The following is a 12,596-nucleotide window of genomic DNA, read 5'->3' as shown; positions in this document are numbered from 1 at the left end:
ATAATAGTTGGAAAAGAATACCATTGAAACGTTGTTTATCAGTAGGGCTTTTTACAAAAGTGCATAATGATGCTGTATTCTTCAAATGCTTTTTTTAATATTCTTGGGATAAAGAGTACCTTCCATCTCGGTCAAAAATGCTTAATTGTTGATTTTCACTACATTTGCAGAATTTTTATCGTTTTATATACCAAAAAATAAATTTAATTTAATTGTAAAAGCCATGAAAAAAAGTTTTCTCGTTGCAAGTTTAGTCGCCTGTTCGCTAGGTGCATCGGCACAAAATGAAGATTACAAGCATGTTGTAAGCGTTCAGTCGGGCGTAAGTTTATTTTCTTTTTTTCGGGGGAATATCACAGGTTCTACCCAATCGTCTGACACGACTGTCGCTTTTTCTTCGGGGCGAGCTTCGACTACTCCGCAAATCAACCTTGCCTACGATTACGGCATCAACCACTGGTTTTCGGTAGGTGGCGCCGTCAGTTTTAACAAATCTTTGCTCCAGCTCAACGACGTTGTCTATAAGAAAAACGAAAATCTCGGCGACGTTACCTTGGGGGTGTCGCGCCTTACAATTGGTGCGCGGGCGCTATTTCACTACGGCAATGCCAATCGGCTTGACATGTACTCAGGCGTACGGCTTGGGATTGGAATTTGGGGCGTCAGTGGAAGTTCTAGCGCGGTAGATGGCAAGATGGATGAAATCTTCAAAGAAGCAGGTGGTGGCGGACTTTGGCGCGGAATCATTGGCAACAAAGTAGGGGCAGGTTTTGCCATGCCACAAGTACAGGTTATTGTCTTCGGGCTACGTGGCTACGTCACCGAACGCATTGGACTAAACGGCGAGCTCGGCTTTGGAAGCCCCTATTTTGCCTCTGTAGGTATCAATTACCGAATTGGTGGATTGTAGAAAGCAAAGGGCAAGGAGCAAGTGAAGAGGCAAGGGGCGAGGAGCAAGAGGCAAAGGGCAAGTGTTCTTTTTCTTGGTTTTGTCGAAAAGGGCCACTCATAACACAGCAATTCCCGAGAACAGCAACGTTCTCGGGAGGCTTTGTCAAGTGTGTGAGATGTAATTATAACTGATAGCTGTATGTCTTTCTTTTTTATTCCAACGTAAACACAATGGGCATGTTGAATTTTACCCGTACTGCCCGTCCCGACTGTTTGCCAGGTTTCCATTTGGGCATGAGTTTCATCACACGCACGGCTTCTTCGTCGCAACCAAACCCAACTCCTCGGGTAACATTAATGTTGGACAGCGAACCATCTGGCTCAACCGTAAAACTCAGATAGACTCTTCCTTGCACGTTGCTGCGTTGTGCTTGCGATGGGTACCTTAAATTATTCATCAAAAATGTACGTAAGCCATTGATTCCTCCCGCAAACTCAGGATCAACCTCCACGCGTTCAAATACTTCGGGTTCTTTGGCTTCCACCTCCACCGATTTTGTAATTTCGGGAGCAGGCGCATCTTCCACGGGCGCCACTACCGCCACTTCGTCCGATGTTCCTGCTACCGTTTCTTGTCCTGGATTGGCTTTTTCCAAGTCCTCTACCATAGGAGGAATCTCCTCAATAGGCGGATTTTCAACCACTTCAGGTACCCGATACCGAACCGACGCCACCTTAGGTTCTTCCTTGGGCTTTTCGAGTTCGGGTAGCGGCTTTTCTTCTTTTTTCTCCATTTGCACTTTCTCAAGCGTGTATTCTTTCATGTTTATTTGCGCCTGCTCATTCGTTTTTAGTTTTCCATAGATGGTCGGAACGAGCAACATAAGCAAAAACACCGTAACTCCAATAATAAGCGCTTTTTGGAGCACTTTAGGGTACGACTTCCGTAGTTCATACGCCCCATAGGCTTGATTCCTTTGGGCAAAAACGATGTCATCCAGCGTATCATACGCTGCTAAAACTGTTGTCTTCATGGTTGTATTTAGGCTATTTTATTGAAACGGATAGTTAAGAGTCAAATGAACTCGAACCCGCACGGCTTTTCCGCTTTGCCGCCCAGGTTCCCAAGGAGGAAATAATTTTACAACCCGCAGAGACTCTTCGTCGCAGCCATGACCAGCACTCCAAGCTAGTTCAATATCGGACAACTGCCCTGTGGGTTCTACAATAAACTTGACCATCACTTTACAATTCACGTTGGCACTTTTGGCCGCTTCGGGATTGACAAAGTGTTTTCTCAAAAAAAGAGATAGAGAATCCTTTCCACCCTTAAACGATGGGGGTTGCTCCACAAATGAAAAGACGGGCTCGCGTGAAGTATTGTTTTGTGCCACTACCGACAATGAAACAAAAAAACACAAAGCAATACCGCACCACTTCCATTGAAGCAGTTTCATGGCTGTAAATCAATTAGTTATTAATTAACCAATTTTCAAATTAAGTGGTTGTCAACTGCTTGAGTTGTCGGCTTTTCAGGAACCAAGAGCCTATTGAATAGGCTACCCCTGATACGCCAAGCACCCACATTAAACCTGAAGGAGAATAGAAGTCCCAAGAGCCTTTGACGATTCCCGACAAAAACGCCATCATCATCAAAAACAACCCAATTCCCAAAATTAAGGCACTACGCAAGGCAAATGGGTAGGCTTGGCGCAGGTCGTAAGCACCATAGTCTTTGTTGCGAAACTCAAAGATAATATCGTCCAAACTCGCATTTTGAAGTTGTTCTTCGGTCATGGCAACCTCGTGCTGGTAGGTATCTCGGAGGTACTTTACAGCCATAGAGTTGGCTTCTTGCGTAATTTTTGCCAACGCCAAATCAAAGTTATAACCTTTCCAGAGGTACTCTTCAGCTTCGCAAGCCAAGTGATCGAGCAATTCGGAAACTAAGCGATCATTGGTGTTTTGCCGAATAAGATGGTCGTGCAGTGTGCTAAGTTGTTGCGGAGTTAATTTTTTCATGTCGGTAGTGGTTATGAATTCAATTCCAAAATCAGAGTTTAGCGAGAGATATTTCCCCATTTTGGGGTCTTAACAAGCTTTGCATAGCTTCAACAAAGCGCTCAAAATCAGACACTTTCTGAACGGCTGTCGCATTTCCACTCGGAGTAAGCGAGTAGTACTTGCGAAGCCGTCCATCCACTTCTTCTGACTCTGTCATCAGGAATCCGTCTTGTTCAAGCTTGTGCAACACAGGATATAACGCGCCAAAGGTTAGCGTTATTTCACCGCTCGTACGCTCTTTGACCGACTGCGTAATTTCATATCCGTACATACGTCCTTGTTCGGCCAAAAGCTTTAATACTATCGTTTTGAGCGTGCCTCGTAAAAATTCATTACTTGATGCTTCCATAAAATCGGTGGTTAGCTCGTTTTCTTACTATTTTCTTAAATTGTGTGAACAAATATATATATAAGTTTTTTATATATCAAACAACCTGCGAAATTTTTTTTCCATTTTATGGCAACTTCCTCAAATTCAAGCCCAATTCCAGTTTGCCCTCGCTGTGGGCAAGCATTTCGTTGTCAGCTTACAACACAGGGTTTATGTGTTTGTTCAGAAATCACGCTATCCGAACAAACACTTTCTGATTTGCGTACGCAGTATGAAGGTTGTTTGTGCATAAAATGTTTGCAGGAACTAGCACGTACTTCTGTGTTGCTGGCTACGTAGCGTATGTGCTTCTGGATACTCCTAACCAATGTCACAATACACGTGCTTCTGGATACTCATATCCAGAAGAATTAGGTTTCTCAAAACCTTCATAAGAAAAATCAGCACGAGGTTTTGAGAAACCTCTGCATTGGTTAGGAGTAACCAATGTCACGATACACGTGCTTCTGGATACTCATATCCAGAAGATTCAGGTTTCTCAAAACCTTCATAAGAAAAATCAGCACGAGGTTTTGAGAAACCTCTGCATTGATTAGGAGTAACCAATGTCACAATACACGTGCTTCTGGATACGCATATCCAGAAGAATTAGGTTTCTCAAAACCTCTATAAGAAAAATCAGCACGAGGTTTTGAGAAACCTCTGCATTGGTTAGGAGTAATCAATGCCACAATACACGTGCTTCTGGATACTCATATCCAGAAGAATCAGGTTTCTCAAAACCTTCATAAAAAATCAGCCACGAGGTTTTGAGAAACCTCTGCATTGGTTAGGAGTAACCAATGCCACGAAGTAATCAATGCCACGGCGGATGTACTTTGAAAATTTAATCCTCACATCAATAACCTGAACATCAACAATTTACTTTTATTCGTTATCTTCACACGATTTTAAGATTTTTTAGCATGAAAACCCGTTTCCTTACTTTACTACTTCTCTTTTCGGCCCTATTTATCGTTCTGATTTCGTGCCATACCGAATCGGAAACAGTGCTAGAAGAAGGCTCTTTCAAATTGGTTCAGACCCAAATTTTCGATAAATCGTGTGCCACGTCGGGCTGCCATTCGTCCGAACAAGACGCTTCTTACAAACAACACGGCCTTGTACTTACCAGCAAAGTCTCTTACGACAATCTAGTTAATAAATTCCCAAAAAACACCGTCGCTAAAGACGATGGTATGCGCTTGATTACGCCAGGGGATGTTGCGAAAAGCTTTTTGTTTACCAAAATCAATTGCAGTGGGGCCTCATTATTGGCAGGGCGTCAGTACGGCAACCCCATGCCTTTGGGCGCCAATAGCCTTTCGGTGGGCGAAATTGAGTTTGTTCGCAAATGGATTGAAGCAGGTGCGCCACGGTCGGGCGGGTCGGTCGATGCGGCACTTATCACTAATTCCGTCCCGCTTTGCGGCTCAGGATTTGGCAGTAATTTTACTGCCCTCGAAGCGCCTAATCCAAATGACGGCTTTCAACTTCACCTTGAACCCTTTGAGGTTTCAAACACGTTTGAGCGGGAGATTTTTGTCAGAAAACCCGTCGGTAATACCACCGAATTGTACATCAATCGGATTCAATCTCGGATGCGGCCTGGAAGCCACCACTTTATTTTGTATGATTTCAAAAACCAAGCAAATCTTCCGTCTTTAGGGCAAGTACGTGATTTACGCAATGCCGATGGCACCAGCAATTTGCTTACTTTTTTGAGTATGCAAAACCACGTATTCTGGGCAGGAACACAAACCCAAGAACATGATTATAGCTTCCCCGATGGCATTGCGCTTCGGGTTCCTGCCAATTATTCGTTTGATTTCAACTCGCATTATGTCAACAAAACTTCGGGTAAAATCCCTGGAGAAGTGTATGTCAACTTGTATAAAATAGACAAGTCGAAGGTAAAAATTGTGGCCAATTCGCTTGACCTCAACAACCAAGACCTAAACTTACCCGCAGGCAAACGGACGGTAGTGACGAAGAACTTTCTGTTTTCAAAACCCACGAAAGTACTCATGCTCACGTCGCACAATCATAAACTCGGCGAAAAATTTGTCATTAAAATTGTGGGGGGCGCTCGCGACGGTGAAGTGGTTTACGAAAGTACCGATTGGGAACACCCTGTGATTAAAAATTTCCCCGTGGCGTTGGAATTTAAAAAAGGCGAAGGGTTGATGTCGGAGATTACCTACAACAATACTACGACCAAAGCAGTACGATTTGGTCTGACGAGTGAAGACGAAATGGGGATTATTTTTGGGTATTATTACGAGCCTTAAAGTTCCACGATTTTCAGACGAACAGCCTCCATCACCATCGTGACGCGGGTTTTGACCCCCATTTTTTGAAAAACACTCTCTCGGTACCCATCGACGGTACGCGGACTGACGCACATTTTGTCAGCAATTTCCACATAGGTGAGGTCACTGCACGCCAAACGGACAAAATCCATCTCTCGGTCATTGAGGTGCAAAGCGGCCACAGGATCCAGCAACGTTTCAGGATTCAAGCTTTTAATGAGCTGACTCGTGACAAAATCGGTGTAATAACGCCCTCTTTCTACCAGAGAATCAAGCGCTTGTTTTAATTCAAAGGGTTTGCAGCCTTTCAACAGGTATCCGTGCGCGCCGTTGCGAAGCATTCCGATGATGGACGCTTCGTTGTCATTCATGGATAAAGCCAAAATCTTGATTTCGGGGTGGTTATTTTTGAGCCACATCGCCGTTTCGTAGCCATCCATCACGGGCATGTTGATGTCGAGCAGCACGATTTGGGGAATCATGCCAAGTTTGATGTGCTTAATCAGTTCTTCACCGTTAGTTGCTTCATACAACACCTCGTAGGCTTCGTATTTTTGAACCAAACCCGACAGCGCTCTAGCCATCAACTCATGATCATCGACAATTGCAATCGTAGTTTTCATACAGCCCCTTAATTCCCCACTGGAAAATGTTCAATTTTAATACAAACGGTAGTCCCTTCGTTTATTTTACTTTCCACTACGCACTTTCCACCAATAAGCTCGGCGCGGCGTTGGATATTTCGCAGTCCCGCCCCCGACTTGCTCAACTCGTTTCTCATAATACCCTCGTAATCAAACCCTTTACCATTATCTTTAATAGTAATTCCAAAATTTGTAGGCTCATACCCTACGGATACGTGCAAGGTAGTGGCGGCGGCGTGTTTGAGAGCATTGTTGATTACTTCTTGCGCTATCCGAAACAAGACAATTTCGTGCTGATACCCGAGCGAGTAAGGGGTGCCCGAAGTAGTAATCTCGGTTTGGTAGCGGCGGGTTTTGCGAATCCGCTGTAATTCATGCGAAAGGCTATCGATAAACCCAAAATCTTTGACAAAATCGCCATCGAGGCTTTTGGTAAGCGCCCGCACATCGGCGATGGTCTGCTCGACAATCTGATTACTCTCCGCAATCTGCCCTCTCGTCCCTTCGTCTTCCACTGTTTCTTCTAATACGTTGAGATTGAGCCTCAGCACCGACAGCAACTGCCCAATGTTATCGTGCAACTCCCGCCCTAGCTGCTGCATGGTGAGGTTTTGCACCTCTAACTGTGTTTGCAGGATTTCTTGTTGGAAGGCGGCTTGCATGGCAGCCGTTTTTTTTTGATTAGCTTGATATTTTCTTTTTTGTAACAATAAAAAAATAACTATAAAAGAGGTTAACAGTAAAAATAGGAATGCTCCAATACTAATTGCGAGTACCAAATGTTCTATTGACGGTGCCATAACATACCTATACTGTACATAATATACATAACATAATTGGGAACAGTATTAAGCCAAAAGTGTAGAGTTCTTTCTAGTTCTTTATCTAAACTTGAAAGTTCCACTCGAATAGACATAAAAACAGCTACTAAAGAAAAGAAGAACATTGTACCAACACTAATCCAAAACATAGGTAAAATGATCACTGATTCTTGCGAGTCATCATTATATAATTCATACAAGTAATACAATGGTAAAATGACTTTCAACGGATCGCCAATAATATGATTATGAGCATCTTTTTTGCCATCAAGTATTCCATACACAAATAATGACCCAAGAATAGCGAAAATCAGGTAAATTGGAATTGACCACAAAAGCGTTTTCTTTGCTTTTGTGCTAATATAAAAGTCTAAGTATAAGAAAGCATACAATATATATTCTATAGGATTATAAAAATGATAGATAAATCCTACATTTTTATTGCTTGTTTCTTGCATGTAAAACTGAATAACTTCTGTAAAAACGCCAAAACCAAGTAAAAAAAACAAAACCTTATAAGTGTAAGCCTGTCCATATTTTACATATTGGGACAGGCTTATAAAAAAGCACAAGATTAATAAAGATAGATATATATACTGTGAAAATGCCATACTAAAACTCAAGCAATCTTAAATCAGTGTCTATACCATTAAATTTTTGGCCGCTTAAAATCATTTTTAAAGCAGAATCACTCACCTCAGTATTAACTACAGGGGGGCAGCGCTCACAGTTTCCTCCACACTCACAAGTCACAAGAAATTTTTTACCACTATCAAACTCTAATACATTGTCCTTCCCATTTTCGTCAATGCCGACTAAAACAAAACTTAAATGGAGTGGTACTTCTTCACATTCGTCAGTAGCTTTATTATACTTTCTATCAGAAAGAGCTAAATAAACTCGAATTCCTCTTACTCCTTTTGTTCTTAAAATTCTCAGAATTTGAGCTTCATCAAAAGTTGCTTCCACAATGCTGCCATTGAGAATTAAACCTTTTCCTCCCTGATTCAACTTGTTTTCATTAATATACAAGCTCCTTACCATTTCGCTAGCCTTTTCAGGAGAAAACCCAATACCTCCTTGGCTTGGTTTTCCGTCTATTTCTTGGTAAAGCTTCGATTTACTTCTCAATTTTGCCATAGCTATAAAAAGGATTTATGTGTTTTAAAATTATTTCACAAAGCTATAAGTAAAAGTCAAGTACATTTACGAGCAAAACCCCTTTTTTCTTGGGGAAAAATACAGTGTTAAATATGGGAATTTTCCCGTAACATATAAAAAAAACGAATTGAAATTTTGCAATTAAATTCATACTTTTAATTTTTGCATACCTTAAAACTTAAAATTTATGAAAAATATACCTTACTTGTTGACAATATGGATATTTTTGATTTTACCCACTCACATTCATTCTCAAGGAAAAAAATCAAAAACCACAAATAAACCAAGCCCCTGTGTTGATGATTGTAAAATAATAATGAAATGCGAGTGCGATATATTCAATCAGAACTACCTTGGCAATAGAGAACACTTCATTCGTTTTAACCAAAAAGGCCAACTCGTTGGCGATATGCCCTCCATTTTTAGAAAAGGCGACAAACTTTTTTTTGCCATCGAAGGCCCAGATTTCACCAACTCACCTTTGCAAAAGAAAATCAAAGAATACAAAGATAAGTTAGGTAAAATCAAATATAAAAACTTGAGTATAGAGAGCCAGTTGCTTTTTCCAGATAGTACGGCTTTTGAAGAATACAAAAAAAGCATAAGCAGTTATCTTCCCCAAATTGATAAAATTGATATCAATTCTATTTATACGCTCTCAGTGCAATGGCAAGAAAAAAAAAATTGCCCCAAAACAGATACTCTAACGTTTGATATCACCAAAGCACCTTGCGACTCGGTTGCTATTTCTAAGGTGTTTGAGGTGCCTTGCGATTTGGATGAAGCTCAAGTTGGCTTCACACTTACTCGCCAAAATATTGATAACATACTGATGGCCAGCTATCTCAAAGAAAATAAAGATTGCTACGGACAGTGGGGACAATATGCCCCTAACTTTAACAAAGTAAAAAACGATTTTATCAAAAAAGCCAAAGTTATTGATGACTCGCTACACGCTTTTGATTACAGTGTACTCATGGGCACTGTGAAAGACTCACTGCCAAGCGAAAACCTTCAAAAACTGCTGAAAGATAACAACAACTTAACAACGGTAAATACCTACTTGGAGAAAGCGCTGCTGAACGTACCCGAAAATAAAGAATGGATGAAAAAATGGCTGTGGCTCACGGGGCTTAATACCCCCGCCATGAATCCATTTGACAAAATAAAGATAGACAACAATAGTATTTTAAATGTTGATAAAGAACTTGCTGCCACGCAAAGACGGATTGATGCCATAGGACTGGTAATAAAAAACAGCCAACTAAGCGACAACAACGACAAAATCATCAAAAAATACCTCAACGAGTTGGACACACTCCAACAAAAAGTAGTAGAACTGACCGATAAGAAAAAAGACCTAACCAACCGAAAAGAAGCTTACGAGAAATGGTTGATTGAACGCGAGATAAGTTCTAATTTGCTCTACGCAGGTACGCTGTTTGTATCTGAGGCGGAGCAGATAAACTGGATGCCCCATTATAATGCTCTCAACAACTATCGTTTATCCAACGCCCCCAATAGCATTCCGAGCGTAGTAGCCGACATTGACGCAGTGCGCCCGCTGGTGTTTAACCTAAGACGAGGCACGAAAGCATTTGCCGAAGAAACCGTTACCCCTTTCACCCTCACTACTCCAATTACTGATGCTTTCAATGCTTGGGGAAAGTTGTTTGATGGTATTCTTGCTCAGGCCAATAATGTAGGTTCTTCAGTAGCAGCTACAAATGTTATTTTAGCCAATTTAAGCAATAAAGAAAAAATAGTAAATGATGAATTAGAGGCCAAAAGAAAATCTCTTGATAATGTAAAAATTTCTTTTGAAACTACAAAAACGTTAGCAACGTTCACTGATAATTCTGGAACAACAGTACCACAACAAACTTTTCGAATGAGTGAAATTGAGAGCCCAAATTCCCAACAAAAAAAACCAAACAAAAAAATTACAGAAGATGCTGAGAAAATCAAAAAAGCGAGTATTAATAACAGTAAAGAACAGATAAATGCTATTAGAACACTTGGAGAAATAACAAAAACCTCCCTTATTGAATCAATAGAAAGTTATCAACTACTTAAGCAAGATACTATTAAATTATATAAAGAGAGAGCCGAAATAAAGCAAAAAAAGAAATTGTTAGAAGTTTTTTTACAATCGCGCCAACGTTTTAGCTTCGCTACTGCTCAGCTAAAATGGCTTAATGCTCAAACCAACCCACCTTTACAAATCAATGTAAAGCCCAATACCGATACTCTCTATCACACCGACTGGGCCGAGGCCAGAGAGATTAAAGAGAAGAAAGGAGCGGTAATAATAGGCTACGACTTATCGGTAAGCGATGGCAAAACAGCTACCAAAGTTGTCAAAAATGCTTCTTATAAGCAGTATGATTTACCAAGGTTCTGGTATGGTGTGGGGCTGGCTTACATACCAAAGCCACGCTATACCTCAGTCTATGACGAAACCAAAGGCCTATTTGTCAATAACGCCGAGCCACAGCAGTTAGATATTGTAGTAGGCGCAAAAATCTATCTTTTTAAACCCATGAACCAAATGCGAACTTGTAAGTTGGCCAAATATACGCATTACGGCAAGTGCTATGATTACTTGCGCGGTAACGGCCATATCAATCGGCTGTCGATGTTTGTGGGTCTTGGGGTGCGCTACAAGTTTCTCCGCAACTATTTTGTCGGTCTTGGCTATGACATTATTCCAGGCATCAATATAAACGCGGGCTATAACTTTTATTTCAAGCGATCTTACGAAATAGAAAATGGCAAACTCCTCAATAGCTACGAACGCCTTGCGAGTGGGGGTGTCTATTATTCTATTACCACCGATGTAGAGGTTTTCAAGCGTCTCGTTCAACTCATCAACCCTTTCTAAAATCATGAAAAAGATATTTTTATTCTTAGCTATCAGCATCATATTAGTAAATTGTAAAAGAGGCGATGAGTTTGTGCCGAGTAAAGCCCAGGGAACAGTATATTATCAAGACACCATAATCAAAAACTCTAAAAATCTCGCTGCCGAGGCTGACATTTTTATATCTCCCAATACCGAAGCTGACCCATTTATCACCAAATTCAAAGCCGACAAAGAAGCTAAATTCACCATTGATTTTGAGCCAAAGCGTGAGAATTTATGTTTGGTAGGCGAATGGAAAGACAGCCGAGGCATCTTGTTTAAAGGAAATATAAAGTTACTGTCCAATGGTACAGAATTAATGTTATCGCCCCGCTACCCACGAGGCAAAATCAAGGTAATTGTTACGGATAGCAATAAACAGCCCGTCAATGGTGTAGAGGTATATTTGTTTGTCAATAAGACATTAGCAGGATCAGTCGCAGCAGGTGAGGCCAAAGGGCATATCAAGAAAGAAACTACCAATGAAAACGGTATCGCATTTTTCTATGACTTAGCCCCCAACACCTACTACGTAGCAGGAACGCGCGAAAAACAGGTATTTGATGTTGTCACTACCACAACAACAGTTGATTTTAACGACTATACGACTATCAATCATCATCCAGTTACGCTGGTTACCCCTGCTCTGGCAAGTATCAAACTTAGCATTACGGTAAAAGATGCCGCTATGAAGCCTATGATTGGGTCAGAAGTGCTTGTATTTGCCAATGCTACCCAGGCAGAAACCGCCCGTAGTGCCAAAAAACCCACGGGGGTCTTAGAATCACAATTAACCGATGCAACAGGTAACGTGTTTTTTAGAACTTTGGCCGACAATACTGATTATTTTGTAATAGCCCGAGACTCGCTCTACGATGTCTCAACCCAGAAACTACGCGCAGCGTTCAGCATAATCACGCCACTTAAAACTACATCCACAGCTACGATTACGATTCCGTAAAGGAAATAACAACCATGCAAAATAGATGAGCAGTTCCCTTCCCTATGAACCTCACTTCCCACTTTACCGTCGAAGGATTTACGGTACAACAACTTTTTGACTTAGTGCGAACTTCTGCGCTCCCTTACGACCAACTGATTCAAGAGTTCGACGCTTGGGTACACGTTTCGTTTGGACCGCGCAATCGGCGACAAGCGTTGATTTTTACCAAAAATGCTCAAAACAAAACTGTTTCACGAGCAGCATAACCTAACGATTTTGTAAAGTTGACTATTTATGCACAATTAGTAAAATGCACTTCTAATTGTGCATAAACAGTCAATGACAAAAAGAGCTGCCGCTGTCTTGTAAAACGCCCCAACTTTTACTACCTTGTTGTGCGACATAAATTTGAGTACAAGTTATAACATTTAGTTAAGTACATTTTTCGTTCTTTGAAAATACGGTCATGCTAAGGATTCTCTCAT

Annotated in this window: 14 protein-coding genes; 6 read left to right on the top strand and 8 right to left on the bottom strand. The window is 41.2% G+C overall.

Features of this window, described 5'->3' with window-relative positions; all coding sequences use genetic code 11:
- Positions 1-223 precede the first annotated feature (223 nt).
- Entirely contained in the window at positions 224-910 is a 687-nt protein-coding gene (locus FHS57_RS10295) for a hypothetical protein (protein WP_183973218.1), read from the top strand.
- Between the two features lie 193 nt (positions 911-1,103).
- Here FHS57_RS10295 and FHS57_RS10290 read toward each other — a convergent pair whose 3' ends face one another.
- From FHS57_RS10290 to FHS57_RS10275, 4 genes are read right to left on the bottom strand one after another with little or no spacing between them, the layout of a single operon-like run.
- Complete coding sequence (locus tag FHS57_RS10290) at positions 1,104-1,925, bottom strand: energy transducer TonB (RefSeq protein ID WP_183973215.1); 822 nt, start codon at positions 1,923-1,925, stop codon at positions 1,104-1,106.
- A gap of 18 nt (positions 1,926-1,943) precedes the next feature.
- Positions 1,944-2,348, bottom strand: coding sequence for an energy transducer TonB (locus FHS57_RS10285; RefSeq protein WP_183973213.1), 405 nt, complete (start codon positions 2,346-2,348; stop codon positions 1,944-1,946).
- A 40-nt stretch (positions 2,349-2,388) separates the two neighbouring features.
- Positions 2,389-2,913, bottom strand: coding sequence for a hypothetical protein (locus FHS57_RS10280; protein WP_183973211.1), 525 nt, complete (start codon positions 2,911-2,913; stop codon positions 2,389-2,391).
- 31 nt (positions 2,914-2,944) lie between these two features.
- Complete coding sequence (locus FHS57_RS10275) at positions 2,945-3,304, bottom strand: PadR family transcriptional regulator (RefSeq protein ID WP_183973209.1); 360 nt, start codon at positions 3,302-3,304, stop codon at positions 2,945-2,947.
- A gap of 108 nt (positions 3,305-3,412) precedes the next feature.
- Here FHS57_RS10275 and FHS57_RS32155 point away from each other — a divergent pair, with 108 nt between their 5' ends.
- On the top strand, positions 3,413-3,625 hold the full coding sequence (locus FHS57_RS32155; RefSeq protein WP_183973207.1) for a cysteine-rich CWC family protein: 213 nt from the start codon (positions 3,413-3,415) through the stop codon (positions 3,623-3,625).
- Between the two features lie 626 nt (positions 3,626-4,251).
- The gene (locus FHS57_RS10265) at positions 4,252-5,616 is read left to right on the top strand and encodes a monooxygenase (RefSeq protein ID WP_183973205.1); all 1,365 of its coding nucleotides are present in this window, start codon (positions 4,252-4,254) and stop codon (positions 5,614-5,616) included.
- Here the strand turns inward: FHS57_RS10265 and FHS57_RS10260 are convergent.
- The 4 genes from FHS57_RS10260 to FHS57_RS10245 all read right to left on the bottom strand — a co-directional run bounded on the left by FHS57_RS10260 (position 5,613) and on the right by FHS57_RS10245 (position 8,242).
- Complete coding sequence (locus FHS57_RS10260) at positions 5,613-6,260, bottom strand: response regulator transcription factor (protein ID WP_183973203.1); 648 nt, start codon at positions 6,258-6,260, stop codon at positions 5,613-5,615. The two genes, FHS57_RS10265 and FHS57_RS10260, sit on opposite strands and share 4 nt — an antisense overlap.
- A gap of 8 nt (positions 6,261-6,268) precedes the next feature.
- Positions 6,269-6,943 (bottom strand): sensor histidine kinase, encoded by a 675-nt coding sequence (locus tag FHS57_RS10255; RefSeq protein ID WP_229601311.1) that lies wholly within the window; start codon positions 6,941-6,943, stop codon positions 6,269-6,271.
- A gap of 122 nt (positions 6,944-7,065) precedes the next feature.
- A complete protein-coding gene (locus FHS57_RS10250; RefSeq protein ID WP_221225596.1) occupies positions 7,066-7,611 on the bottom strand; it encodes a hypothetical protein in 546 nt (181 codons plus the stop codon).
- Between the two features lie 103 nt (positions 7,612-7,714).
- Complete coding sequence (locus FHS57_RS10245; RefSeq protein ID WP_183973197.1) at positions 7,715-8,242, bottom strand: hypothetical protein; 528 nt, start codon at positions 8,240-8,242, stop codon at positions 7,715-7,717.
- A gap of 337 nt (positions 8,243-8,579) precedes the next feature.
- Here FHS57_RS10245 and FHS57_RS10240 point away from each other — a divergent pair, with 337 nt between their 5' ends.
- From FHS57_RS10240 to FHS57_RS10230, 3 genes are read left to right on the top strand one after another with little or no spacing between them, the layout of a single operon-like run.
- Positions 8,580-11,147 (top strand): hypothetical protein, encoded by a 2,568-nt coding sequence (locus FHS57_RS10240; protein WP_221225595.1) that lies wholly within the window; start codon positions 8,580-8,582, stop codon positions 11,145-11,147.
- A gap of 4 nt (positions 11,148-11,151) precedes the next feature.
- Positions 11,152-12,129 (top strand): hypothetical protein, encoded by a 978-nt coding sequence (locus tag FHS57_RS10235; RefSeq protein WP_183973193.1) that lies wholly within the window; start codon positions 11,152-11,154, stop codon positions 12,127-12,129.
- Positions 12,130-12,173: 44 nt separating this feature from the next.
- Positions 12,174-12,377 carry a hypothetical protein gene (locus FHS57_RS10230; protein ID WP_183973191.1) on the top strand — a complete coding sequence of 68 codons (204 nt, stop codon included), beginning with the start codon at positions 12,174-12,176 and terminating at the stop codon, positions 12,375-12,377.
- Positions 12,378-12,596 lie beyond the last annotated feature (219 nt).

Origin of the sequence: Runella defluvii, from assembly GCF_014195535.1 — a bacterium.
GTDB lineage: Bacteria > Bacteroidota > Bacteroidia > Cytophagales > Spirosomataceae > Runella > Runella defluvii.
This window is presented reverse-complemented; position numbering and strand designations above follow the sequence as displayed.

What these genes read in the sequence shown, in the direction of transcription:
- FHS57_RS10295 (WP_183973218.1), top strand. Translation starts at nt 224, where the DNA reads ATGAAAAAAAGTTTTCTCGTTGCAAGTTTAGTCGCCTGTTCGCTAGGT.
- FHS57_RS10290 (WP_183973215.1), bottom strand. Translation starts at nt 1,925, where the DNA reads ATGAAGACAACAGTTTTAGCAGCGTATGATACGCTGGATGACATCGTT.
- FHS57_RS10285 (WP_183973213.1), bottom strand. Translation starts at nt 2,348, where the DNA reads ATGAAACTGCTTCAATGGAAGTGGTGCGGTATTGCTTTGTGTTTTTTT.
- FHS57_RS10280 (WP_183973211.1), bottom strand. Translation starts at nt 2,913, where the DNA reads ATGAAAAAATTAACTCCGCAACAACTTAGCACACTGCACGACCATCTT.
- FHS57_RS10275 (WP_183973209.1), bottom strand. Translation starts at nt 3,304, where the DNA reads ATGGAAGCATCAAGTAATGAATTTTTACGAGGCACGCTCAAAACGATA.
- FHS57_RS32155 (WP_183973207.1), top strand. Translation starts at nt 3,413, where the DNA reads ATGGCAACTTCCTCAAATTCAAGCCCAATTCCAGTTTGCCCTCGCTGT.
- FHS57_RS10265 (WP_183973205.1), top strand. Translation starts at nt 4,252, where the DNA reads ATGAAAACCCGTTTCCTTACTTTACTACTTCTCTTTTCGGCCCTATTT.
- FHS57_RS10260 (WP_183973203.1), bottom strand. Translation starts at nt 6,260, where the DNA reads ATGAAAACTACGATTGCAATTGTCGATGATCATGAGTTGATGGCTAGA.
- FHS57_RS10255 (WP_229601311.1), bottom strand. Translation starts at nt 6,943, where the DNA reads ATGCAAGCCGCCTTCCAACAAGAAATCCTGCAAACACAGTTAGAGGTG.
- FHS57_RS10245 (WP_183973197.1), bottom strand. Translation starts at nt 8,242, where the DNA reads ATGGCAAAATTGAGAAGTAAATCGAAGCTTTACCAAGAAATAGACGGA.
- FHS57_RS10240 (WP_221225595.1), top strand. Translation starts at nt 8,580, where the DNA reads ATGAAATGCGAGTGCGATATATTCAATCAGAACTACCTTGGCAATAGA.
- FHS57_RS10235 (WP_183973193.1), top strand. Translation starts at nt 11,152, where the DNA reads ATGAAAAAGATATTTTTATTCTTAGCTATCAGCATCATATTAGTAAAT.
- FHS57_RS10230 (WP_183973191.1), top strand. Translation starts at nt 12,174, where the DNA reads ATGAACCTCACTTCCCACTTTACCGTCGAAGGATTTACGGTACAACAA.